Annotated in this window: 15 protein-coding genes, 1 tRNA gene and 2 pseudogenes; 7 read left to right on the top strand and 11 right to left on the bottom strand. The window is 71.8% G+C overall.

Annotated elements, in window-relative coordinates; all coding sequences use genetic code 11:
- Positions 1-170 precede the first annotated feature (170 nt).
- Positions 171-824: a histidine phosphatase family protein gene (locus tag OG403_RS13180; RefSeq protein ID WP_329564269.1), complete on the top strand. Its 654-nt coding sequence runs from the start codon at positions 171-173 to the stop codon at positions 822-824.
- 7 nt (positions 825-831) lie between these two features.
- Here OG403_RS13180 and OG403_RS13175 read toward each other — a convergent pair whose 3' ends face one another.
- Entirely contained in the window at positions 832-2,190 is a 1,359-nt protein-coding gene (locus tag OG403_RS13175; protein ID WP_329564267.1) for a tetratricopeptide repeat protein, read from the bottom strand.
- Between the two features lie 500 nt (positions 2,191-2,690).
- Here OG403_RS13175 and OG403_RS13170 point away from each other — a divergent pair, with 500 nt between their 5' ends.
- Both OG403_RS13170 and OG403_RS13165 read left to right on the top strand, forming a co-directional pair.
- A complete protein-coding gene (locus OG403_RS13170) occupies positions 2,691-3,179 on the top strand; it encodes a hypothetical protein (protein WP_329564265.1) in 489 nt (162 codons plus the stop codon).
- 58 nt (positions 3,180-3,237) lie between these two features.
- Positions 3,238-4,140, top strand: coding sequence for a spermidine synthase (locus OG403_RS13165; protein WP_329564263.1), 903 nt, complete (start codon positions 3,238-3,240; stop codon positions 4,138-4,140).
- 58 nt (positions 4,141-4,198) lie between these two features.
- On the opposite strand, the gene OG403_RS13160 is transcribed toward OG403_RS13165, so the two are convergent.
- From OG403_RS13160 to OG403_RS13135, 6 genes and pseudogenes are all read right to left on the bottom strand, one after another.
- Positions 4,199-4,897, bottom strand: coding sequence for a hypothetical protein (locus OG403_RS13160; protein ID WP_329564261.1), 699 nt, complete (start codon positions 4,895-4,897; stop codon positions 4,199-4,201).
- Between the two features lie 514 nt (positions 4,898-5,411).
- Entirely contained in the window at positions 5,412-5,858 is a 447-nt protein-coding gene (locus OG403_RS13155) for a DUF4442 domain-containing protein (RefSeq protein ID WP_442910909.1), read from the bottom strand.
- Between the two features lie 226 nt (positions 5,859-6,084).
- Positions 6,085-6,160, bottom strand: a tRNA-His gene (locus OG403_RS13150).
- Positions 6,161-6,302: 142 nt separating this feature from the next.
- Positions 6,303-6,905 (bottom strand): oligoribonuclease, encoded by a 603-nt coding sequence (orn, locus tag OG403_RS13145; protein ID WP_329564257.1) that lies wholly within the window; start codon positions 6,903-6,905, stop codon positions 6,303-6,305.
- A 1,020-nt stretch (positions 6,906-7,925) separates the two neighbouring features.
- Positions 7,926-8,966: pseudogene (locus OG403_RS13140) on the bottom strand (helix-turn-helix domain-containing protein); the annotation flags it as partial.
- A gap of 1,266 nt (positions 8,967-10,232) precedes the next feature.
- A complete protein-coding gene (locus OG403_RS13135) occupies positions 10,233-11,006 on the bottom strand; it encodes an HAD family hydrolase (protein WP_329564255.1) in 774 nt (257 codons plus the stop codon).
- Between the two features lie 894 nt (positions 11,007-11,900).
- Here OG403_RS13135 and OG403_RS13130 point away from each other — a divergent pair.
- The 3 genes and pseudogenes from OG403_RS13130 to OG403_RS13120 all read left to right on the top strand — a co-directional run.
- Positions 11,901-12,341 (top strand): annotated as a pseudogene (locus tag OG403_RS13130) (universal stress protein); the annotation flags it as partial.
- A 289-nt stretch (positions 12,342-12,630) separates the two neighbouring features.
- Positions 12,631-13,014 (top strand): hypothetical protein, encoded by a 384-nt coding sequence (locus OG403_RS13125; RefSeq protein WP_329560511.1) that lies wholly within the window; start codon positions 12,631-12,633, stop codon positions 13,012-13,014.
- A 20-nt stretch (positions 13,015-13,034) separates the two neighbouring features.
- Entirely contained in the window at positions 13,035-14,039 is a 1,005-nt protein-coding gene (locus tag OG403_RS13120; RefSeq protein WP_329560509.1) for an IS3 family transposase, read from the top strand.
- 1,753 nt (positions 14,040-15,792) lie between these two features.
- Here the strand turns inward: OG403_RS13120 and OG403_RS13115 are convergent.
- The 4 genes from OG403_RS13115 to OG403_RS13100 form a co-directional block, all read right to left on the bottom strand.
- On the bottom strand, positions 15,793-16,983 hold the full coding sequence (locus tag OG403_RS13115) for an acyl-CoA dehydrogenase family protein (protein WP_329564253.1): 1,191 nt from the start codon (positions 16,981-16,983) through the stop codon (positions 15,793-15,795).
- A gap of 205 nt (positions 16,984-17,188) precedes the next feature.
- Complete coding sequence (locus tag OG403_RS13110; protein ID WP_329572286.1) at positions 17,189-18,175, bottom strand: hydroxymethylglutaryl-CoA lyase; 987 nt, start codon at positions 18,173-18,175, stop codon at positions 17,189-17,191.
- 155 nt (positions 18,176-18,330) lie between these two features.
- On the bottom strand, positions 18,331-20,754 hold the full coding sequence (locus OG403_RS13105) for an acetyl/propionyl/methylcrotonyl-CoA carboxylase subunit alpha (protein WP_329564252.1): 2,424 nt from the start codon (positions 20,752-20,754) through the stop codon (positions 18,331-18,333).
- A 182-nt stretch (positions 20,755-20,936) separates the two neighbouring features.
- The gene (locus OG403_RS13100; RefSeq protein ID WP_329564250.1) at positions 20,937-22,736 is read right to left on the bottom strand and encodes a carboxyl transferase domain-containing protein; all 1,800 of its coding nucleotides are present in this window, start codon (positions 22,734-22,736) and stop codon (positions 20,937-20,939) included.
- 129 nt (positions 22,737-22,865) lie between these two features.
- On the opposite strand from OG403_RS13100, the gene OG403_RS13095 reads away from it, so the two are divergent.
- Positions 22,866-23,585, top strand: a complete 720-nt coding sequence (locus OG403_RS13095; protein ID WP_329564248.1) for a TetR/AcrR family transcriptional regulator — start codon at positions 22,866-22,868, stop codon at positions 23,583-23,585.
- Positions 23,586-23,809: the final 224 nt, after the last annotated feature.

Raw genomic sequence — 23,809 nt, 5'->3', positions numbered from 1 at the left:
CCGCCGCCACCCGTTGTCGGCAGGTCACGGCCCGCGACCTCGCGCAGTGCCCGCGGTCCCGTCCCCCGGGGGTGTACCTGTCGGTAACCGCCGGGTAGGGGATCATGGCAGTGCACCCCACCGTCCTGGCGTCGGCCCGCGTGCCGGTGCCCAGCCCTCAGGAGCCCGTGATGCCCGCTCGTCTGATCCTCGTCCGCCACGGTGAGACCGCCTGGTCGGCGAGCGGCCAGCACACCGGCCGGACCGACATCCCGCTCACCGACGAAGGGCGGCAGATGGCCCGCCTGGTCGGTGCCCGGCTGCGCCGCGCGCCGTGGAACGGCCTGCCGGAGGCCGTGGTCTACACCAGCCCGCTCTCCCGGGCCCGGGAGACCTGCGAGCTGGCCGGCTTCGGCGATCGCGCGGTGGACCGGCCCGAACTGCTCGAGTGGGACTACGGCGCGTACGAGGGCCGCACCGGCGTCGAGATCCGCGAGCACGACCGGCCGGGCTGGCTGATCTGGCGCGACGGCGTGCCCGAGGGCGAGAAGCTCTCGGAGGTCGGTGCCCGCGCGGACGCCTTCCTCGCCGGGGTCGAGGAGGACCACGGCACCCCGCACCCCGAGACCACCACCATGCACGCCGCCGACCGCGATGTGCTGGTCTTCGCCCACGGTCACCTGCTGCGGGTGCTGGCCGCCCGCTGGCTGGGCCTGGCACCGGAGTACGGTCAGCGGCTCAAGCTCGGTACGGCGGCGCTCTCGGTGCTCTCCTGGGAGTACGGCCTGCCCGCGATCGAGATCTGGAACGACCACAGTCACCTGGACTCGCTGACCACCGTCTGACCGGCTCTCAGGCCGCCACCGCACTGTCGTAGCCGGCCAGGAACGTCCTGACCTCACTCACCCCGCGGAAGGCGCGCAGCCGCTGCGCGGTGTCCGCGAGCATGCCGCGGATCCGGGCGGAGCGGACCTGGCCGAGCAGTTCCACCGCCGCGCTGCCGTGCTCGGCCGCCCCGGCCAGGTCGCCGCGGCCGAGCCGGTCGTGGGCCAACTCGGCGGTGTACAGCGCCCGGTTGCGGACGAACTGGGGCTGCTGCAGCGCCATGGCCAGGCTGGCCTGCGCACTGGCCCGGTCCCACTCGCCCAGCGCCGACCAGCACTGCGCCTCCAGACCCGCGATCTCGGCCTCGCCGAAGAAGGACATCCACTCCGGGTCGCACTCGCTCTCGCCCCGCTCGAAGAGCGTGTAGGCCCGGCCCAACGCCCGTTCGCAGGAGCCGCGGTCGCCCAGCGCCGCCCAGCCGCCCGCCTCGCGCATGGCGAGCAGGGCGAGCAGTCGGTCGGAGTCCAGCCGGCGGGCCGCGCTCTGCCCGGCCTGCGCGGCCCGCAGCGCCTCGCGCGGTCGGCCGGCGTCCCGGGCCAGGAAGGCGCTGTTGCAGAAGACATGGGCCTCCAGCGCCGAGTCGTCCGCCATCCGGGCGGTGGCCAGCGCCTCGGCGTAGAACGAGCGGGCGTCGGTCAGCCGCTGCGAGTCATGGGCCAGCCAGCCCACCGAGATGGCCAGTTCGCCGGCCGTGGACTGCAGTTGCCGCTCGGTGTCCAGCGAGTACTCGCCCTCGTTGAGCAGCAGGTACGCGTTGCGCAGGGATCGCCCGGCGCGCTCGAACAGGGCGTCGGCGCCATGCGCGTCGTCGGCCGACCGGATGTCCCGGACGGCCTGTTCGACGCGCCGGACATCGGCGCCGCCCACCCGGCGCGCGGTGGACAGCGCGCGCGGCGCGGGCAGCGGCAGGGGGAGCGCGGGGTGCGCGGTGGCGGCCTGGGCCGGCCCGTCCAGGCCGAGCACGGTGGCCAGGGCGGTCGGTCCGCCGCTCAGGAACGTACGGCGACGCACGTCGTCGTTCTCCTCGTCGAAATGGTGCGGGGGGTGTTGCGCGGGGCGACCGCGCACGGCCGTCCGGGGGGAGAAGCCGAGGTCCGTCAGTGACCGGTCCGGCCAGATGTGCCGGAACACCCGCTCGTACGCGTAGTTGGGACAGCGGATCGCGCCCGCCTCGACGCGTCCGATGTACCGGGCGTCGCAGGAGACGTGTTCGCCGATCTCCCGTGCCGCGCGCCGGATCACGGTGGCGAACTCGGCGGGGGAGAGGTCGCCGCGCAGCTCGCGCATCGCGGTGTTGGGGGTGGGCACGGCGGTTGCGGGGGCCATGGTGCGCTCCGAGCTGAGGCGGTGCGGGTGACGCCGACCGGTGCGGGATGGACGGCTGCGCCTCGACGGACCCGTGTGGCCCGGTGAGGCGACGGCTCGACAGTACCGGCTGTCATCAAGTGGTCACGATGGGTCTGTCGGAGATTAGGCCCCAATTGATGTCAAAGCAGACATTTCTCGGGGCTTCTGCCATGAAATGCCATGGCTTGCTGTAAGGCGCCCCGTGGCCAATCGGCGCTGCGGCCCGTTGTGTTGATATCGAGCGGCCCGGGGTCGTCGCTCGACGTATCACCCATCCATCGTCCAGCTCCCGTCGCATTCATACCATCAGTTCACTTGCCCCGCTGTTCACTTGTCCCGCTTCTCGCCTCACTGACGAACCATCAGTTTCCGTCGGCGGATGGGGAGCCTGGCGACGATCAGCCGAACACCGGGGAAAGCGGACGTGAGGGGTGCGAGGAGCGAACCGAACCAGGAGGGCCCACACGATGCTCATCGGGATGCCGAAGTTCCGCAGTCTCCGCCCGGACGAGGTGCCACGCTTCCTGGCACCGGCCGCCGACGGCCAGGTCCCGGCCGCGGACGGTCGGGTGCCGGCCGCCGACGGTCGGGTCCGGGGGCGCGCGTCGGGTCGCCGGCCCGCCACCTCGCCCACCCCCCAGCGGTACGACGCCGTGGTCGTCCCGCTGCGCCTCGGGCTGGAGGCGGTCGACATCCTGCGGCTGCGCCAGGCCTGCGGTTCGGTGGTGCAGGGGACCCGCGGCGCCACGCTCTCCTTCCTGGTCCCGGTCGGCACCGCCGGGCGCTGGCACCTGCCGGGCACCTCCGCCGCGCCGGGTGCCACGCCGCTGGCGGCCACCGACCCGCGCTGGCTGGTCCCGCCGGCCGGCTCCGAGGCCCTCGCGGCTCCCACCGACCCCGGGGCGCTGCGCTCCGCCCTCTGCGAGGCCGCCCGCACGCTGATCGCCGGCGGCCTCGGCCCGTCCTGACCGGCTCCTCCCCTCCTACCTGCGCGTTCTCCCGTGGCCGCAGGAGATACTTCGATCCATGGGACGAGAGCAGCGAGCCCCGCGCAGGCGGCCGACCACCTCCGAGGCACCCGCCGTCACCGGGCCGCGCTCGCACCGCACCGAGTTCGGCCTGGCCGAGCTGATCCCCGACCGGGACCATCCGCAGGCCTGGTCGCTGCTGCTCGACGGTGCGCCGCAGTCACACGTCGACCTGGCCGACCCGACCCGGCTGGCCTTCGAGTACCAGCGCCGGCTGGGCCACCTGATCGACCTGGCCGCCGAACCCGGCAAGCCGATCCGGGTCCTGCACCTGGGCGGCGGTGCGCTGACCCTGGCCCGCTACACCGCGGCGACCCGTCCGCGCTCGCGTCAGCAGGTCGCCGAGCTGGACACCGCGCTCACCGAATGGGTCCGCGCCGAACTGCCGATGCCGTCCGGCTGGCAGATCAAGGTCCGTGGCGGCGACGCCCGTGCCGTGCTGGAGCGCGCCCCCGAGGGCGGCGCCGAGCTGGTGATCGCCGACGTCTTCTCCGGTGCCCGGGTTCCCGCGCACTGCACCACGGTGGAGTTCGCCACCCTCGCGGCCCGCGCCCTGGCCCCCGGCGGCCGCTACGCGGTCAACATCGCCGACGGCGCCTCGCTCGCCTTCGCCCGCTCCCAGGTCGCCACCCTGCTCGCGGTCTTCCCCGAGGTCGCGCTGGTCGCCGATCCGGCGGTGCTGCGGGGCAAGCGCTTCGGCAACCTGATCCTGGTCGCCGCCCACACTCCGCTGCCGATCGCCGAACTCACCCGCCGCACCGCGAGCGATGCCGGGCTCGGCCGGGTCGAGCACGGGCGGGAGCTGGCCGCCTTCCCGGCCGGCGCACCGGTGGCGACCGATGCCGCGGCCGCGCCCTCCCCGGCGCCGCCGCCGGACACCTTCAAGCAGGCCGGTCGCTGACCCCGCCCGCCGTCGACCAGGCCGGCCAGCTCGGGTCCGGTGTCCGCGCGGCTCGGGTTCAGTGACCGCGCGGCAGCCCGCGGTGCTTGTACATCGCGGCCCCCGTGAGCAGGAGCCCGGCGGCGATCGGAATCAGCACCGCGTCCTCGGTGCCGGTCGCGGCCAGCGGCCCGGCGGCGACGCCGGCCCGGACGGTGAGGTCTCCGGGGGCTGTCGGACCGCCGTCGCGCAGCGGATCCGCCCCCAGGGCCGGGCCCGCGGCGCCGTCGGCCGACCGGGCCGGTCCGCCCACCGACGCGCGACCGCCATCCCTGGAGGCGGCGAGCTCGACGCCGCGGGGGCTGGTGATGATCCCCGACCCACCGTCACCCGGCAGACCGCCCGCCGGGCCCGGGTCCGGACGCGAGCCCGCGCTGTCGTCCGGCGCCGCGCCCCGTTCACCGCGCTCGCCGTCCCCCGTGAGTACGCCGCCCCGAGCGGCCGGCAGTCCGCCGCCGCCCGCCGCGCCCCGTGCGCTCCGCCCGCCGGCGCCCGCTGACGCACCCTGTTCGCTGCTGCCGACCGCCTGCGGATCCGGTGGCTGCTGCCCCTGCGGCGACACGGTCGGCAGCAGCGACCCGGCCAGCGCGAACGCGTCCGGCAGCGGTGTCGCCTGACCGGGCAGCGGCAATCCGCCGGCCCGGATCCGGCTGTGCAGCAACTGGTCGACCCCGCTGCCCGCGTCGGCCAGGCCGGTAGCCCCCAGCACCCCTGACACGCTCGCCGGCCCTCCGCCGTCACCGGTGGCGGCCGACGGTGACGGTGCTGCCCCCGCGCCGTTCTCGGGCGCCCGCCCGCCGGCACCACGCCGAAGGGCTCCGCCCGGCCCGGCCGCGCGGCTCGGTCCGGCCGGGACCCCCGGAGTGTGCCCGCCGACCGTCCGGATCGACGCCGCGGCCGGTGCGACGGTGGCGGCGTGTGCGGCCGTGAGCCCCAGGCCGAATCCCCAGACCTGTGCGAGTACCGCCCCGCCGACCGCGAGCGCCAGCGGCCCCGAGCGCCGACCCCCGTGTCCTTGGCGCTGCCCCGGCACCCGTGGCGCCGCGGGACTCGTCAAGGCGAGGGCCGGCGGAGCGGGCGATGGCTCGGGCGCCGAGGACGCGTGATTGGCTCGCACGTGAGGGCAGAACGAGCCGTGCCACCGCGAGGTCACGCCGACTGTTGACGCACCGTCAACCGAACGACCGGTCAGCGTCGATTTCCGGCCGATCTGACGGCGGGACGGCCGCGGCTCAGGAGTTCGGGCGCAGCGTCCAGAGCACGCTCATCTCGCCGGTCACCGCGCCGTCCTCGCGGGTGATCGCCACGGCGACCGGAAACTCGGGGCGCTGCCCCGCGTCCAGCTCGGCGACGATCTCCGCGATCGGGCGACCCAGGGTGGCGGTGGCCGTCACCGGGCCCTTGGCCAGCTTCTTGTAGGCGATCTCGGCGCTGACGGCCAGCGGCACGGCCCGCGAGAGCTGGTCGCCGAAGGCCGCCAGCACGATGCAGCCGCTGGCCGACTCGCCCAGCGTGAACATCGCACCGGCGTGCGGACCGCCCACGTGGTTGTGGAAGTCCGGCTGGTCCGGCAGCCGCAGCACGGCCTGCTCGGCAGTCGTCTCCAGGTACTCCAGGTTCAGGGTGCGGGCCATCGGGACCGTGGCGGCCAGCATCTGGCCGATCGTGGGTGTGGTCATGGGCGCCATGTTACTTGCCGGTAGCCTCTGCTGGGCAGGGGGTTCGGCGGGCGATTTCGATCGCTCCGGCGGCCGTTCCCACCGAATGAACCGCGCTGTACGGGACGCGCTTTACGGGTTCGCGGGACGCATGGGCTGCGTCGGACGCGTGGCTGCGTGGCCGCGCTTGGACCGTGAAACGCCTGAGGGCCTGATCTCCGGTTCGGAGATCAGGCCCTCAGGTTGATGGGGTGAGTGACGGGACTCGAACCCGCGGCCACCTGGACCACAACCAGGTGCTCTACCAACTGAGCTACACCCACCATCTGTCCGGCGCGTTCCCGCGCTGACAGGAAGAACTCTACAGGATCCGAGCGGGTGCTCGCGCCAGGGTTTCCCAGCAGGACCAGGGCGGACGGACGTTGTGTGGCGCCGGTCACAGCCGGCACCACACGGCCCCTGGAGTCAGTCGGTCGGCAGCTGGTGCTTCGCCGCGATCTCCCGGGCGGCGTCGCCGTCCGGGCCGGGCAGCGGGACGAACACCGCTTCGCGGTAGTAGCGCAGTTCGGCGATGCTCTCCCGAATGTCCGCCAGCGCCCGGTGGCTGCCGCCCTTCTGGGGGCTGTTGTAGTACGCCTTCGGATACCAGCGACGGGCCAGCTCCTTGATCGAGGAGACGTCCACGATCCGGTAGTGCAGGTGACCCTCCAGGGCCGGCATGTCCCGGGCCAGGAACCCGCGGTCGGTGGCGACCGAGTTCCCGCAGAGCGGGGTCTTCCGGGCCTCCGGGGCGTGCTGCCGGATGTAGTCGAGCACCAGCCGCTCGGCCTCGGGCAGCGTCACTCCCTCGGCCAGCTCGTCGAGCAGGCCGGAAGCGGTATGCATCTCGCGTACCACCTCCGGCATGGTCGCGAGTGCCTCCTGGGGCGGGCGGATCACGACATCCACGCCCTCGCCGAGGATGTTGAGCTCGGAGTCGGTGACCAGCGCGGCGACCTCGATCAGCGCATCGCGATCGAGGTCCAGGCCGGTCATTTCACAGTCGATCCATACCAAACGGTCGTTCACATGAACCACCCTACGGCGCCCGCCCGCCGCCCGAGCAGTGCCGGGGCCGCTCGCGGGTGCCCGTCGGCGCTCGATGGCGCTCCTCGCGAGCGGCGGGCTCGGCCCGCTCCTCGACGACCTCGGGCGGCACGGCGCGGGGCGGAGACCCTGTGGTCCCCGCCCCGCGCCCTGCCTTCCGTCCCCGGCCGCCGCGACGGTCCGCGACTACGCCTCGGCCGGGGTGTCGGCCGCTGACGGCGCCTCGGGTGGCCGCGCGCCGCGCTGCCCGGTGGTGCTCTCCTCCGGTGCCGGGCGCGTCGCCTCCCGGCGCACCAGGCGATCCCGGGGAGCCACCTGGCCCGCCGCCGGGGTGCGCGGCACGCCCGGTGCCCCGACGCCCCGCCCGCTGCCCGGCTGACCGGGCGTCAGGCCGCCTCGACCCGGCATGCCCCGCAGGCCGGCTGCGGCGGACCGGCCGGACTGGCCGTCGGTCAGGTCAGGCCGGTCCGAGCGGTCCGAGCGGTCGGAGCGGTCGGACCGCTCCGGTGACGGCCGCTCGGCCCGATGCCCGGAGCCGGTACCCCGCGCGCTCGGCTGGGAGTGACCGTCCTCCGCGACCGCGTGCTCGACCGGCCGCGGCGGACCGGCCGGACCGCGACGGGTGGCCAGGCCCGGCTGCGGCGGCACCAGCGGCCGGATCCGGTTCTTGCCCGGCGCGGGCAGTGCCGAGGACCGGCCGCCCGCGCCGCCGGGCCCGCCGTTGCCGTTCGGCGCTCCCGCGAGGCCGGCCATCGCACCGCCGGTCCCGCTGCCGCCGACCGCCGCGCCACCCGGGCCGCCGTAGCCGAAGCCGCCGACCCCGGCCTGGCCCGCCGCTCCGCCGACCCCGGTCGCACCCGTGGCACCGGCGGCGGCCGGTCCGGTCCCGACGCCGGTGGGGTTCAGCCCGGTGCCGAAGCCGACCCCGGTCGCCGGGTTCGCCGACCCGCCCGCCGAACCGGCCACCCGCTCCGCGACGCCGACCTGGCTGGGCACACCGACCGCCGGACCCGTTCCCGGGCGGCGAGCCCGGTAGGTGGTCCGGTAGGCGGCGGGGGAGACGCCGAGCTGACGCCGGAAGTGCCCGCGCAGCGCGACCGGCGAACGGAAGCCGCAGCGCCGCGCCACGTCATCCACCGACAGTTCGGAGGTCTCCAGCAGCCGCTGCGCCTGCAGCACCCGCTGGGTGATCAGCCACTGCAGCGGCGCGCTGCCGGTGAGGGTGCGGAACCGCCGGTCGAAGGTACGCCGGCTCATGTACGCCCGAGCCGCCAGCACCTCGACGTCGAACTGCTGGTTGAGGTTCTCCAGCGCCCAGGTCACCACCTCGGCGAGCGGGTCGTTGCCGATCTCTTCCGGTAATGACTGGTCGATGTACTGCGCCTGGCCGCCGCCACCGCGCCGGTTGGGCACCACCAGGCGGCGGGCCAGCGCGTTGGCGGCCTCGGCGCCGTGGTCGCTGCGGACCACGTGCAGGCACAGGTCGATCCCGGCCGCCGTCCCGGCGGAGGTGAGCACGTCGCCGTCGTCCACGAAGAGTTCTCGCGGGTCGACGTGCACGCGCGGGTACCGCTTGGCGAGCGTCGGGGCGTACATCCAGTGGGTGGTCGCCGGCCGGCCGTCCAGCAGCCCCGCGGCGGCCAGCACGAAGGCGCCGGTGCACAGGCCGATGATCCGCGCGCCCTCGTGGTGGGCCTTGCGCAGTGCGGCGATCGCCTCGACCGGCGGCGGCTGGGAGATCGAGCGCCAGGCCGGGACGACGATGGTGCCCGCCCGGGCGAGGGCCTCCAGGCCGAACGGTGCGGTCAGCGTCACGCCGCCGGTGGTGGTCAGCGGGCCGTCCTCGCCCGCGCAGACCAGCAGGCGGTAGCGCGGCACCCCCGCGTCCTGACGGTCCACGCCGAAGACGGAGAGCGGGATCGAACTCTCGAAGATCGGTGCGCCGCTGAAGATCAGCACGGCCACCGTCTCGCGCCGTCGCCGTCCGGCGAGCTTGCGCGGCGCCACGCTCACCGCCGTTCCGCTGCCGCCCGGCCCGCCGATGCCGCTGGCGCCGAGGGTCCCGCCGGGGCCGCCGAGGCTCGAACCGGCCGGGTGGCCGACCGTGCTGACGGCTGGTCCGGGGGAGCTGATGGGATGTCCGCTCATGCTGACGACATGTCCGCTTCCGGAACCGCCGCCGGCACCGTAGTACGTTCCCGCACCGCTCGCCGCTGCGCTGACGGTCTGTCCGTTCGCCGGGCCGCCCTCGCCCGCCAGGCCGCCCTGGCCGCTGGGTCCACTCTGGCCGCTGGAGTCGACCGGCTGGGCGAGGGCGTGCGAGGTGCCGACCGGAAAGCCGAGGGGGCGGGCGGCGGCCTTCGAAGGCGCTGGACTCGACGTGGTGTTCGACATGGTGGCGGGGTGCGGTGGGGTGAGCGCCGACGAGGTTCTCGGGATGCGACCTACCCGGCCGGCCGGGGACTGGCCGCTGTCAGGACCTGTCTCGCTCCTGCTCACCCTGTTCAAGGCGCCCAAGCCCCCTCGGTGGTGTGGTGTGGTGATGCGGCACTGCTCAACAAGATCGAATCTACTGGCTGGACCGTTGCCGTTGTGACAAGTTCACCATCCGACGCTATGTCGACATGGCAATTTGGCGTGATGCATTCGATCACGAAGCGTGGCACCCGTCGACCCGTCTGGGAAGGGGGCAGGTCGAGCGATGGCTGGTTGCTGTACGGCGGATCCGCTGCGCCGACCGATCGTCGCGCTCTCGGGGCCTGGTGGCCTGGAGGTATTACGAGCTGTCGCCATCCGGCCCAAAACTGACTGAAAATAGGCGTTGCGGAGATGGGGCGTGAGCTGCCCGCGCGCGCCTGGTGCACCGAATCTGAGCGCCCCGTCCGCGTGCTGCCGTCCGCGTGCTGCCTTCGGGTGCGGCCGTCCGTCGGTCACGCCTGCGCCTGGGTCGGCGGCCTCGCGTCGGCCGATGGATGGCGGGGGGCCGGCTCGAACAGGCCACGTCGTGCGGGTCCCGCTGGACCGGGGGCCGCTGCTCATGCCGGAGGATGGAGCGGCCAATAAGATCTGTATTCAAACTGATGATAATAGAAACGCTGATCACCGAGGGCTGAGTACCTCTTTCCGTCGTATGCCACCACGCACGGGCCACTGCCGGAACGGCAGCCTCGGCTGAACCATTCCACACCGCCATTCCATCCGGCTATTCCGCGGCGCTTTCGGCAGATCGACCGTGGAGCTGCCCGCCTCCACACTTGAACGGCGTTGGCCCCCTCCGTGACCGCCTTTCCCATCCACACTTGAACGGCGTCAACCGAGCACTGCGGCCCGCTCGTTCGACCCCTGCCGGGGGGAGTCCGAGTGCGGAAATCCGTTCGCGGGCATCGCCGCCGCCAGGCCGCGCAGCTCCTGCCCGCTCAACTCCTGGTCCGCCAGCACCAGGGCGATCGCCTCCGGCAGGCTCGGTGCGCAGAGCGTCGGCCGGTAGTCCGGCTCCGACCAGCGGCGGCCGTGCCGCAGCCAGACACTCCGGATGCCCGCGAGGTCGGCTCCCGCGATGTCGTTGGGGCCGTGGTCGCCGATCACCCAGGCCTCGGCGGCCCAGTCGTCGGCCAGGCTGACCCCGCAGCGCTGTGCGGCGATCTCGAAGATCAGTGGGTCCGGCTTGGCGCAGCGGGCCTCCTCCGACACCACCCAGGCGTCCACCAGGGAGCTGAGCCCGGTACGGCGGATCTTCTCCAGCTGTGGGCCGGTCCCGCCGTTGCTGACGATGGCGATCGTCCAGCCCGCCGTCCGCGCGGCCCGGAGCGCTTGAACATGAGAACTCGGACAGCGGATATGAGAATTGATCCCCCTTCGGTAGTGCGCGAGCAGCCCGTCCATGGACAGCTCCAGGCCGTACCGGCGCCGCGCGGCGCTCAGCACCGTGCCCCGCGGGACGTAGCCGCCGCCGTCGAGGCGGCAGAGCCAGTCGAGCTCGCCGGACGGCAGTCCGTACTCGCTGAGCAGCCCGGCAGCCCAGGCGCGGAATGCGGCATCGCGTGGGAGCAGGGTGTTGTCGAGGTCGAGCAGGAGCAGCGGCATGCGGTGCATGCTGCCAGTGCCGACGGGCGGGAGGAAGCGCGCCTCGCCCATGATCGTCTCGCTGCTGTCCCGCTGCTGTCCCGTGGCCGCCCCGCTCCGCTGCGGCCCCGGTCGCCTGCTGCTACCGCCGGCCGCGCGGCTGCCTCCGGAGTCACAGAGCTCTCCATCGGCCTCACCGGCACCTGAACTCCGTGCATCTGGTGTGTGGCCGACCTGTTGCATCGACAGACTCCGTCAGGCAAGCTCCAGGGAACCACGAGCAGCCGGGGCGTGATCCCGCTGTTACGGGGCGCGCGTCGATAACCTCGCGCCGCTGCCATTAGCGGGATCGTTGTCCTTCTGAGCCGCAAAGGCTGGGCGGGCGCGTCTGCCCGTCGTACTCTGAAAGGAACAGGTCACTTACGGTGCTGCTCGGCCTCAACCGACTACGTGCCAATGAATGGCCTGCCGCTTGGGCAGCGCTGTCCTTCCTGTCGGCCCATCTCACTCGAAGAGTCTCGATTCATGGCCGGTTTTGAGTCTCCACGATCAACGGACCCGTTCCGTATTTCCGGTGCGGCGGATTTCTCCTCCACGGATTCGCAGCCCGATTCCGAGCGGTCCCCACAAGCACGACAGGAATCGCAGTCACCGCGGTCGGGGCAGCCAGTGCAGTCACCACAGCCACCGGAGCCACCGCAGTCACCGCAGTCAGTTACCGGCGGCGCAAAGGTGCGCCGGGGTTGGCCCAAGCCACGGCGGCGTCGCGAGGAGTCGGCGGTCGCTGAGGCGGGCGATTCGGATGGTGTCGGCACCGCAGCAGGTGTCGGCGAGGATGGTGGAGGCGACGTGAAGTCCCGGCACTCCAAGCAGACCGCCCCGCTCGATGGGCAGTCTCCCGGCTTTGAGTTCGATGCGGTCCGGTCGTGCGACCCGGCGTTCCAGCATGGCGTGGTGGTCGGCTTCGACGGTTCCCTGTCCAGTGAACGCGCGCTCGCCTACGCGGTGGGCATGGCACGCCGCTCCCGGTGCGGCCTGGTCATCGTGCATGTGGCCAACCGCCTGCCCGCGACAGTCTGGGCAGGCTGCGAGCCCCCGGTCTTCGTCGACCTGCCCGACCACCGGAGCGAGCTCATGGGCCTGGAGTTGGCCTGTGCGGACTTCCTGGCCGGCGTCCCGTGGATCCTGATCGAGCGCGGCGGCGACATCTGCCACGAGATCGAGGAGGTCGGCAGGGAGTACGCCGCCGATGCGATCGTGGTCGGTACCACCCGTGGCCTGCTCGGGCGGCTCTTCGGCTCGGTGGCCGGTCGTTTGGCCCGCCGAGCCAACCGACCGGTGATCGTGATCCCGTGAAGCCCCTGAGCAGCTGAAGAATGATCAGCTGAAGTGAGCTCAGCCGGTCCAGGGAGCAGGCACGCTGGCGCACTGTAGCTTCTCGGTGCGCCGCCCGGTCATGCTGCCCCCGGCCCCCGGCCCCCGGCCCCCGGCCCTCGGGCCGCGGCGACGCCAGCTACCCCTGTCAGCCCTGTTGGTCATGTCGGTTCGGTGCCGTTGTCCTCAGCTCCCTCTCTGTCAGCCTTGGGTGAGACGTCCCGCTTTGTCGGGTTAGCCTGAGAGGGCCCGAGTAGGAGTTCCACCCCTGATGACCAGCACCAATCCGTCCGCAGCCGACCCGGCTCCCCGGCCGAAGCGCCGCACGTTCAGTCCCGAGTACAAGCTTCGGATCGTGGCCGAGTACGACGCCGCGCCCGAGGGCGAGAAGGGCGCGGTCCTGCGCCGCGAGCGCCTGTACCACTCGCACGTCACCGAGTGGCGGGCCGCGCGCGATGCCGGGGCCCTGGAGAACCTGGTCGACCACCGCACGAGCCCGGCCCGCCCGAAGAAGTCCGCCGCCGAGGTCGAGAACGAGAAGCTGCGCCGCCAGGTGGAACGGCTGGAGAAGGAACTCGCCCGGAACAAGGCCGCGTTGGAGGTCCTGGGAAAAGCGTCGGCGCTCTTGGAAATGATCTCCGAGAGCGCGGACTGAGGCACGCCGCCGATCCCGTCGTGGACGAGGCGTTCGCCGCCGTCGAACACGAGCTGGGCGTCACAGCCGCGTGCCGGCTGACCGGCCGCTCCCGGGCCACCCACTACCGCAGCCTGAAGCCGACGCCCGTGCGCGAGCCAAGGTCGCCGCAGGTCCAGCCGTCGGCCCTGACGGCCGAAGAGCGTGACGCGGTAATGGAGTTGATGAACAGCCCCGAGTACGCCGAGCTGGCGCCCGCGCAGATCTGGGCCCGTGAGCTGGACACCGGGCACTACCACTGCTCGGTCTCCACGATGTACCGGATCCTGCGTGAGCGGGGGCAGTCCGGTGAGCGCCGCCGCCAGGCCACCCACCCGGCCAAGACGGTGCCCGAACTGGTCGCCGACGGCCCGTCGCAGGTCTTCACCTGGGACATCACCAAAGCGGCCGGCCCAAGCAAGGGCATCTGGTACCACGCCTACGTCATCATCGACATCTTCAGCCGCTACATCGTCGGCCACACCGTCGAGGCGGCCGAATCAGCCGAGCGAGCCGAGGAGTTGATCCGCGACACCATCACGCGCAACGGCATCGTCCCCGAGACCGTGCACGCCGACCGCGGCACCTCCATGACCTCCAAGAAGGTCTCCCAGCTGCTGATCGACCTCGGCGTCACCAGAAGCCATTCGCGCCCGAAGGTCTCCAACGACAACCCCTACAGCGAAGCCCAGTTCAAGACCACCAAGTACATGTCCGACTATCCCGAACGGTTCGAATCCCTGGCCCACGCCCGCGAATGGTTCGACGCCTTCATCTCGTACTACAACCACGAGCACAGGCACTCAGGCATCGGACTACACACGCCCGCCAGCGTCCACTTCGGCACCGCCGAGGAGATCCGCGACCAGCGGGCCGTCACCCTCGCCGAGGCCTACACACGCCACCCCGAACGCTTCGGCCGCCGCCCCAGACCACCCGAGATCCCGAAGACAGCGTGGATCAACGACCCCGCCAAGCGCAGGGAACCCGCACCACAAACCTCATAGCGTCACGACCGTCTCACTGGACTTGAAATCTTCCGGCTGTCCGGTCGGTCCTGGCAGCCCTACGCGGTCACTGGCTGCCGTCGTCTCCCTGGCCTCTTCGGCTTCAACAGTCCTGTCGGGCCTTGGCGTGGCAAGCCGTCCTGCACGCTCCTCCGCTCTGCCGCTACGCGGGGCGGTGCGGTTCGCGTAGTCCTCCGCCTGGAGGTGACCGCCGGCGGCACCTCCAGGCGTCCGCTGCGAGCTTCTCCCGAGCCCGCGCTGAGCCTGTTCCCAAGCCGGCTCCGAGTCCGCCCCGAGCCTGTCCTGAGCCTGTTCTGAGTCCCCGCGCTGGAGTTGCTGATGCGGGTGGACCTCCGGCGAACCGCGGGGTATTCCGCGTTGGGCTGTTCAGCTGGACCGCTGTTCCACGGGTTCTTCCGACAGGCGTCAGCACCGACATTCGCGCTCGTGTCATCGCCTTCATCGGTGGCTGGGCCACCACGGTGGAGGCTCACACCGAGGAGCCCGGTGGCCTCCCCGGCCCCGACACCATGGTCCGCACGGTCGAGCGGCGTGCCTTCGGGTCTCTGCCTCGACCACCTCGCCGACGAGCCCGCTGCTCCGCGAGTCATTGCGTTCCACCCACTGCTGGCGGGATGTTCGACGCCGCCCGCACTGCCTGGCCGCTGCCGTCAGCCTCTGGTATCGACTCAACTGCTCAAAAGACCAGCCGATATTCCGTCAATCTGTACTACCCGGGCGCCCTTACCGCTTCCTCGTCCGCTCAGACGCCTGCGCGGCTTCCTCGTGTCATGGACGGCCGTCCCAGGCTGTCGTGTCGCTGGGTCCAGTGCCCGTGCCCGGTTGAGGGTTGCTGCGGTACCGGGCCCGCCTGAGCAGTACCGCGTGAGCCTAGGCCACGGCACCGGAGCAGACGGTCGGAGACGATGGGTGCGCTCTCCCCGAACGTGACCTGTTCGCTCAGGCCGATGGAAACCGCCCTGGGCGCGAAGCGTCACTCACGAGTGGCGGTGGAGGCACCCCAACCGCCTTCACCAGCGCCCTTGCTGTCGCCGGTAGCGCCACCAGCCCGGCAGGCGGAGGACAGGCGACCCGGCACCGGGGGCACTACCGCTGCGGGCGGCGGCCCGGCAGCCGGGCACCCCTGGCGCAGAAACCGGCAACTGGTCCGACCGACCACCTGGCGGGCCTACAAAATGCCAGTTGCGGTCCTGGCCGAAGGTCGGAGGTACGGCCGCTGCCAGCGAAGTCCGGCACGGTGCGGAACCCGACCGACCCGCAAGCCACGCGCCGGCGTGCAAAGCTGACCGGTCCGACATCCGCGAAGTGGTGCTGGGGCTGGTACTTGGTGCGTCGTTGCGTAGGCGTATCGGTCGCGTTCGCGGTCAACTGGGTACTCCAACGCAGCAGCCCGTACAGCACGGTGATGTCGGGCCCAGCCGTCGGCCTCCGAACCGGCTCTCATCCGTTTCAGGCCGGTACCAGGACCGGGGCCCGCCGGACTCGTGCCCGATTCGCTGGCGTCTGAGCTGTTCGCATGTGTGGTGAACTCGTCTGCCGTTTCCGGTCGGCAGAGTGATCGCATCCCGCCTGCCCTGGCCGGGCGGGCTTGAGCTGGCGGCCGGTGGATGGGTATCGACTGAGCCGGCCTCCGCCAGGGCGTCCCGGCTGAGGTGCGGCTCCGAGCCGGCGACCATCCACCGACGCGCTCTTGTACTCGTATCTCTTATCTCATGCTGGCGTTGAGCGATGGTCAGGAACTCATGCCCAACTCGCGCGCGATCAGCATCCGCTGGACCTCGGAGGTGCCCTCACCGATCTCCAGGATCTTGCTGTCGCGCCAGAAGCGGGCGACGGGGTACTCGTTCATGAAGCCGTAGCCGCCATGGATCTGGGTGGCCTCGCGGGCATTGTCGACCGCGGCTTCGGAGGAGTAGAGCTTCGCGATGGCGGCCTCCTTCTTGAAGGGTTCGGCGAGCAGCAGCCGGGAGGCCGCGTCCCGCCAGGCGAGGCGTGAGAGGTGCGCACGCATCTCCATGTCGGAGATCTTGAACTGGATGGCCTGGTTGGACCCGATCGCGCGCCCGAACGCGCGCCTGGTCGCGGAGTACTGGAGTGACTGGTCGACGCAGCCCTGGGCCAGACCGGTGGACAGGGCGGCGATGGCAATGCGGCCCTCGTCGAGGATCCGCAGGAACTGGGCGAAGCCACGGCCACGCTGGCCGAGCAGATTGGCTTCAGGAACTCGGCAGTCCGTGAAGGACAGTTCGCGGGTGTCGGAGGCGTTCCACCCGACCTTGGAGTACTTCTTCGACACCTGGAACCCGGGGGTGCCGACAGGCACGATGATGGAGGAGATCTCGCGCTTTGACGAGGTCTCGCCCCCGTCTTCACTCGAACGAGCGATCGGTTCGGTCAGTGCCGTCACGGTGACCAGACCGGTGATGTCGGTGCCGGAGTTGGTGATGAAGCACTTCGTGCCGTTGATCACCCACTCCCGGGTGGTCTCGTCGAACCGGGCGGTCGTCCGGGTGGCACCGGCGTCCGAGCCGCCCTCGGGCTCGGTCAGGCCGAAGGCGCCGAGGATCTCACCCGCGGCGAGCCGGGGCAGCCACTCCCGCTTCTGCTCCTCCGTGCCGAACCGGTAGATCGGCATCGCACCGAGCGAGACGCCGGCCTCCAGGGTGATGGCCACCGAGGAGTCCACCCGCGCGAGTTCCTCCAGCGCGAGGCAGAGCGCGAAGTAGTCGCCGCCCATGCCGCCGTACTCCTCGGGGAAGGGGAGCCCGAACAGGCCCATCCGTCCCATCTCCTTGACGATCTCGTACGGGAACTCCTCCCGCTCGTAGAACTCGCCGATCGTCGGGGCGACCACGTCGTTGGCGAACTCGGCGACCGTTCGGCGCAGTTCCTCGTACTCGGAATCCAGTCGGTGGTCGAGCATCTGATCCTCCAGTGGTTCGCCCGGGAGGGTGGTCCGGGCGCAGAGTGGTGCGAGTGGCAGAGTGGGGGCGACCAGCGCACGCGGGTCGCGTGCACCGGTTCGCGATGGCTGGGCGCGCCGTCTGCGTGCTGTCAGCGCCCAGCTGGTGACGACGGTCGATCAGTTCGGCGCGGCGCTGGCGATCCAGAGGCGCCAGGCCGCCCGGTCACCGACCGGCAGCGCTGTTCCCGGTCGAGCTGATTCCGGTCGGGCCGACCAGCGCCTGCACCGCGCGGGAAGGGCTGGGGCGACCGAGCTCCCCGGCCAACCAGGCGCTGGTGGCGGCCAACGCGGCGAGGTCCACGCCGGTCTCGATGCCCAGCCCGTGCAACATCCAGACCAGGTCCTCGGTGGCGAGGTTGCCGGTGGCGCTCTTCGCGTAAGGGCAGCCACCGAGCCCGCCGGCGGAGGAGTCGACGATGGTCACCCCGTGGCGCAGCGCGGTGAGTGTGTTGGACAGCGCCTGCCCGTAGGTGTCGTGGAAGTGGACGGCGAGCTGTGCCACCGGTACGCCGGCGCGCTCGAACGCGTCGAGCAGCCCAGCCACCTGGCCCGGTGTCGCGACACCGATGGTGTCGCCGAGGCTCAACTCCGTGCAGCCCAACTCGATCAGCCGCAGCCCGGCCTCGACGACCTGTTCGGGCGCGACCGGGCCCTCCCACGGGTCGCCGAAGCACATCGAGAGGTAGCCGCGCACGGTCAGGCCCTGGTCGCCGGCCCGTCCGACCACCGGACGGAACATCTCCAGCACCTCGGCAACCGAGCGGTTGAGATTGCGTCGGGCGAATGCTTCCGTGGCGCTGGCGAAGACGGCGATCTCGTCGGCGCCGTGTGCGAGCGCGCGCTCCAGGCCACGCTCGTTGGGGACCAGCACCGGGAGTCGGAGCCCGGGGTACTGGTCACGAAGCTCGGCCAGTCGCGGCAGCAACTGTTCGGCATCGGCCAACTGGGGGACCCACTTGGGGTGTACGAAGCTGGTCGCCTCGATGGTCCGAAGTCCGGCGGCGGCGAGGCGCGCGATGAACTCGGCCTTCACCTCGACCGGGACCAGCGCGCTCTCGTTCTGCAGCCCGTCGCGGGCGCCCACTTCGTGGATCCGCACCCGGGCCGGCAGCGCCGGGTCCCTGACCACGTCGGGCAGACCCAGTTCCAGGGCGCCCGGCTCGCGGGACGAGGCCTGATCGGTACCCGGCGCCGACGCTGCACCAGCACCAACACCGGCAGCACCAGCAGCGCTTGCGGAACTCGCGGCGCTCGTCCCGGGCACGTCACTCACCTTGCGCTCGGTGCTCAGGGGCTGATCAGTGGTCATGAGGACACCTCCGCAGGGTCGCCGGCAGCGGCCTCCTCCTCCGGGAGGACGACCGCGAGGAGCTGCTCCATCGCGACGGTGCTACCCGCGGCGGCGTGCAGTTCGCTGACCACGCCGTCGTGCGGCGCGGAGATCACGTGCTCCATCTTCATGGCCTCCAGGACCAGGAGCGGTTGGCCGCGTCGGACCAGGTCGCCGACCGAGGCCTTGACCACGGTGACGGTGCCGGGCATCGGCGCGGTGAGCGCGCCGTGGTGGGCATCACCGGCTGCGCTGCGGTCGGTCACTGGGTCGTACGGGTGTACCGCCCAGTTGTCGCCGCCGCTGCCGAGCCAGAGCACCGGGCCGCCACCGGAAACCGACGGCGAGTTGTCAGTGGCGTGCGCGAACGTGATGCGCAGACCATCGAGGGTGAGGGCCAGATCGGTCGCGCCGACCGTGGCGCGGGCCCGACGGATCGGACCTTCACCCAGACGGACCAGTAGATCCGAGAAAACGGTTGACGGACTGTCAGTCGCCTCAATTACCTTGTCAGCACTGACCGGTCGTACCAGAACCGACAGCGGGTCGTGCCCGGCGACGCGAAGTCGGTGAGTTGTCCAGGCCGGTTCGCCGGCCAGACGCCAACCAGAAGGGAGCGCGAAGGGATCGGTCCAGCCGTCGGAGGCGGCGGCGGGCACGAGCCGATGGTGCCGCAGGAGTGCCGCGGCGATCAGCACCGCATCCGGTGTCGCGGGCGCGGGCGCAAGCCCGGCGTCGGAGGCGGCGGCATCGGGAATGGAAGTCACCGAGTCCGCTGACGACTCAGGGTCCCCGAGCCCAGAGCCGTTCACGGAGTCGTGGCGGCCCTGGTCGGCCAGCAGTTCGGGGTGCTGCTGGACGGCCCGCTCGACCAGACCGGTGTCGAGTCGACCGGCCACCACATCGGGGTGAGCGAGTAGCCGGCGCAGGAAGCCGGCATTCGTGGTCACGCCCAACAGCTTGGTGTCCGCCAGTGCATTGCGCAGCCGCAGCAGTGCCGTCGCGCGGTCCGGGCCGTAGGCGATGACCTTGCCGAGCATCGGGTCGTAGGCGCTGGTGATCTCCGTGCCCGTAGTGAGGCCCGAGTCCACCCGGATGCCCTCGCCGTACGGCTCCTCCAGTACCAGGATCCGACCACCGGTCGGCAGGAAGTCCCGCGCTGGGTCCTCGGCGCAGATCCGCGCCTCGATGGCATGACCGAGAAAGGAGATGTCTGTCTGGCAGAACGACAACGACTCACCTGCGGCGACCCGCAGTTGCCACTCGACCAGGTCGAGCCGCTCGCCGGCCGGTGCCCAGCCGGCGGACGGGCCGGCCGAGGTCGAGCGGGTGACCGCGACCGCCAGTTCGGTCACCGGGTGCTCCACTTGGAGGCGGGTGTTCATCTCCATGAAGAAGAAGTCGCGTACGGCACCCGCAGCGCTTCCGGTGCTTCCGGTGTCCCCGGCGCTTTCGGTGCCGCCGATGCCGCTGGCGCCAGCGGTGCCCCCGACGCCCGTAGCCGCGGCGAGCGGTGCGTCGGCAGCCACCTGGTCCGGATCGTCGCCGGGCACGATGAACTCCACCGTGCCTGCGCCGGTGTAGCCGCAGGCCTCGGCGGCACGGACGGCGGCGGCCCCCATCGCTGCCCTGGTCCGCTCGTCCAACAGAACGGAGGGTGCCTCTTCGATCAACTTCTGATGACGGCGCTGCAGACTGCACTCCCGCTCGCCGAGGTGCACGGTGGTCCCGTGGGCGTCCGCGAGGACCTGCACCTCGATGTGCCGGGGGCGGTCCACCCAGCGCTCCAGCAGCAGCGTGTCGTCACCGAAGGCGGTACGGGCCACCCGACGGGCCGCGGCAAGCTCGGAGGGCAGCTCGGCGGGGTCGCGGACCAACCGCATCCCCTTGCCGCCACCGCCGGCCGACGGCTTGATCAGCACCGGGTAGCCGATCTCCTCGGCCGCGCGGATCAGTTCCTCGTCGCTCGTCGCGCCGGCCCGGCTGCCAGGCACCACGGGGACGCCGACGGCGCGGACGGCCTCCTTGGCGTTGATCTTGTCGCCCATCAGCTCGACCGCCTCGGCGGGCGGGCCGATGAAGACCAGACCGGCCTCGGCGCAGGCACGGGCGAAGCCGGGGTTCTCCGCGAGGAATCCGTAACCGGGGTGGATGGCCTGGGCCCCGGTGCGCAGCGCCGCGGCGATGATCTGATCGCCTCGCAGGTAGGTCTCGGTCGCGCTGCTGTCGCTGCGGTCGGCCGGACCGAGCCGTACGGCGGTGTCGGCCTCGCGGACGTGCCTGGCGTCGGCGTCGGCATCGCTGTAGACGGCGACCGACCGGATGCTGAGCCGCCGCAGGGTGCGGATCACCCGCACGGCGATCTCGCCGCGATTGGCGACCAGGACGGTGTCGAACATGGGAGGCGTTCCTCCGTGACGAAGGGAGTGGTGCGACGGAGACGATCTTGACGATCAAGAGGGCTGGTGTGTCCGTCGAGGGCCGGCGACCCCCGACCGACACACGCGGAACCGGCTCACCGGAGACTCACCGGTGGCTTACCGGCGGCTCACCGGAGACTTACCGGCGGCTCGCGACCGGCTTACATCCGGAACACGCCGTACGGTGCGGGCGGCGCGAGCGGGGCGTTGGCGCAGGCGGTCAGGGCCAGGCCGACCGCCGTCCGGGTGTCCATGGGGTCGATCACGCCGTCGTCCCAGAGTCGAGCGGTGGCGTAGTACGCGTTGCCCTGCCGCTCGTACTGCTCGCGGACGGGGCGCTTGAACTCTTCCTCCGCCTCGGGCGCCCACTCCTCGCCGCGGGCCTCGAACTGGTCGCGGCGGACCGTGGCGAGGACGGAAGCAGCCTGCTCGCCGCCCATCACCGAGATCTTGGCACCCGGCCACATCCACAGGAAGCGAGGCGAATAGGCCCGGCCGCACATCGAGTAGTTGCCGGCTCCGTACGAGCCGCCGATCACCACGGTCAGCTTCGGGACCCGGGTGCAGGCCACCGCCGTGACCATCTTCGCGCCGTGCTTGGCGATGCCGCCCGCCTCGTACTGGCGACCGACCATGAAACCGGTGATGTTCTGCAGGAAGAGCAGCGGGATGCCGCGCTGGTCGCAGAGTTCGATGAAGTGCGCTCCCTTGAGCGCGGACTCGGCGAAGAGCACGCCGTTGTTGGCGACGATGCCGACCGGGTGCCCGTGGATCCGGGCGAACCCGGTGACCAGCGTGGCACCGTACTCGGCCTTGAACTCGGCGAAGCGGCTGCCGTCGACCAGCCGGGCGATCACCTCGCGGACGTCATAAGGCGTGCGCGGGTCCACCGGGACCGCCCCGTACAGCTCTGCCGGGTCGACGGCGGGGGGCTCGACCGGGGCGAGCGGCCACGGCTGGGCCGGGCGCGGACCGAGACCGGCCACGATGGTGCGCACGATGTCGAGTGCGTGAGTGTCGTCCTCGGCCAGATGGTCCGTCACTCCGGAGGTGCGGGAGTGCAGTTCGCCGCCACCGAGCTCCTCGGCCGTGACGACCTCACCGGTGGCCGCCTTCACCAGCGGCGGGCCGCCGAGGAAGATGGTGCCCTGGTTGCGGACGATCACTGCCTGGTCGCTCATCGCCGGGACGTAGGCGCCGCCCGCCGTGCAGGAGCCGAGCACGGCCGCGATCTGCGGGATCCCGGCGCCGGACAGCCGGGCCTGGTTGTAGAAGATCCGGCCGAAGTGGTCGCGGTCGGGGAAGACCTCGTCCTGCATCGGCAGGAACGCGCCGCCGGAGTCCACCAGGTACACACAGGGCAGCCGGTTCTCCAGGGCCACCTCCTGGGCCCGCAGGTGCTTCTTCACCGTCATCGGGTAGTAGGTGCCGCCCTTGACGGTGGCGTCGTTCGCCACCACCACGACCTCGCGGCCGGCCACCCGGCCGATCCCGGCGATCACCCCGGCCGCCGGCGCCGCTCCGTCGTAGAGACCGTCGGCGGCCAGTGGGCAGAGCTCCAGGAACGGTGAGCCCGGGTCGAGCAGGGTGTCCACCCGGTCACGGGGGAGAAGCTTGCCGCGCGCCGTGTGCCGCTCGCGGGCCTTGGCGCCACCGCCGAGCGCGGCGGCGTTCAGCTTGGCGCGCAGCTCCGTGACCAGGGCCTGGTGCGCCTCGGTGTTCGACCGGAACGCAGCCGAAGCCGGGTCGACGGACGAGCGCAGCCTGGGCGCCGGGGCAGCTGTGGCGGCGGGTGACACCGAGCGACCGCCGCCGGCGGCCGACACCGGGCCGGGCCAGGAGCCGGTCGGCGGACCGAACGGTGCAGAACCGGCCGCAGGTGCGCGGGTCGCGGCTGCTCCCGTGGTGCCGGCAGCCTCCCACGGATGCTGGGGGGTGAGGCCGGGGGTCGACAGGGCCATTCCAAGAGCTCCTTGCTCCAGGAACCAGCGGGCGTGGCGGCTGGATAGGTCCGGCGCCCACAAGTTAATGGTGGTTAACTCCTGCGGTCAGGTTAACCACCGATAACCGCCCTGTCTACGATGGGATTCATGTCGAACGTTCCCGTCGTCCCCGCGACCCCCCGCCGCGACCAGATTCGCCGCGAGGCGGCCCGGCTCTTCGCCGCGCGCGGATTCCTGGGCGTCGGGGTGGACGAAATCGGCAAGGCAGTCGGCATCAGCGGTCCAGGGCTCTACCGGCACTTCTCCGGCAAGGACGCCATGCTGGCCGACCTGCTGGTCGGGATCAGCGAGCGGCTGCTGGATGAGGGGCGCCGCCGCGCGGGGACAACGGACGGCCCGCAGGCCGCACTCGACGCGTTGATCAGTGGACATGTCGACTTCGCCCTGAATGATCCCGACCTGATCACGCTGCACGATCGCGAGTTGCTCCATCTCAAGGAGGAGGACCGCCGCCGGGTGCGCCGCCTGCAGCGCGGCTACGTCGAGCTCTGGGTGGAAGCCGTCCGCACCGCCTTTCCCGAGCTGGCCGTGACCGAGGCCGAATCGGCCGCCCGCGCGGCGGTGCACGCGGTGTTCGGGCTGCTCAACTCGACTCCGCACAGCATCGGCCTCCGCTCGACCGGCTCGGGCAAGACGGTCGGCGACCGGGCGGTCCTGCTGCCGCGCCCCGAGATGGCGGCCTTGCTGCACCGCCTGGCGCACGGCGCCTTCGCGGCGGCGGCGGACGGCTGGGCGCAGCCGGCACCAGAGCCGGCGGCGCAGGCGGCGCAGGAGGCGTCGCAGCCGGAAACGCAGCCGCGACCGTAGTCCGAACGGCGACAGCAACCGAGGCCCGCGAGCCCGGCGCAGACGTCTGCCCGCGCGCGGCCTACTCGACTGGACGTAGGACGAGCGTCCTCGCTCCATCCGTCGCGCGACCGGTGCGCCCAGGCATCCGATGACGCAGTCTGATGGGGAAGGAAAGCCGACCGCAGGCTGTTGGTTCGTGCCAGGTCAGTCAGTTGGGCAGTCAGTTGGCAGCGCCGGTACGT

The sequence above is a fragment of the Kitasatospora sp. NBC_01266 genome, from assembly GCF_036242395.1.
Taxonomy (GTDB): domain Bacteria; phylum Actinomycetota; class Actinomycetes; order Streptomycetales; family Streptomycetaceae; genus Kitasatospora.
Note: the sequence above shows the minus strand (reverse complement) of the source record. Positions and strands in the feature narration are given on the sequence as shown.

Bases quoted from the DNA above. Each gene is read 5' to 3' on its own strand.
- OG403_RS13180 (WP_329564269.1), top strand. From the start codon at position 171: ATGCCCGCTCGTCTGATCCTCGTCCGCCACGGTGAGACCGCCTGGTCG.
- OG403_RS13175 (WP_329564267.1), bottom strand. From the start codon at position 2,190: ATGGCCCCCGCAACCGCCGTGCCCACCCCCAACACCGCGATGCGCGAG.
- OG403_RS13170 (WP_329564265.1), top strand. From the start codon at position 2,691: ATGCCGAAGTTCCGCAGTCTCCGCCCGGACGAGGTGCCACGCTTCCTG.
- OG403_RS13165 (WP_329564263.1), top strand. From the start codon at position 3,238: ATGGGACGAGAGCAGCGAGCCCCGCGCAGGCGGCCGACCACCTCCGAG.
- OG403_RS13155 (WP_442910909.1), bottom strand. From the start codon at position 5,858: ATGACCACACCCACGATCGGCCAGATGCTGGCCGCCACGGTCCCGATG.
- OG403_RS13135 (WP_329564255.1), bottom strand. From the start codon at position 11,006: ATGCCGCTGCTCCTGCTCGACCTCGACAACACCCTGCTCCCACGCGAT.
- OG403_RS13125 (WP_329560511.1), top strand. From the start codon at position 12,631: ATGACCAGCACCAATCCGTCCGCAGCCGACCCGGCTCCCCGGCCGAAG.
- OG403_RS13115 (WP_329564253.1), bottom strand. From the start codon at position 16,983: ATGCTCGACCACCGACTGGATTCCGAGTACGAGGAACTGCGCCGAACG.
- OG403_RS13105 (WP_329564252.1), bottom strand. From the start codon at position 20,754: ATGTTCGACACCGTCCTGGTCGCCAATCGCGGCGAGATCGCCGTGCGG.
- OG403_RS13100 (WP_329564250.1), bottom strand. From the start codon at position 22,736: ATGGCCCTGTCGACCCCCGGCCTCACCCCCCAGCATCCGTGGGAGGCT.
- OG403_RS13095 (WP_329564248.1), top strand. From the start codon at position 22,866: ATGTCGAACGTTCCCGTCGTCCCCGCGACCCCCCGCCGCGACCAGATT.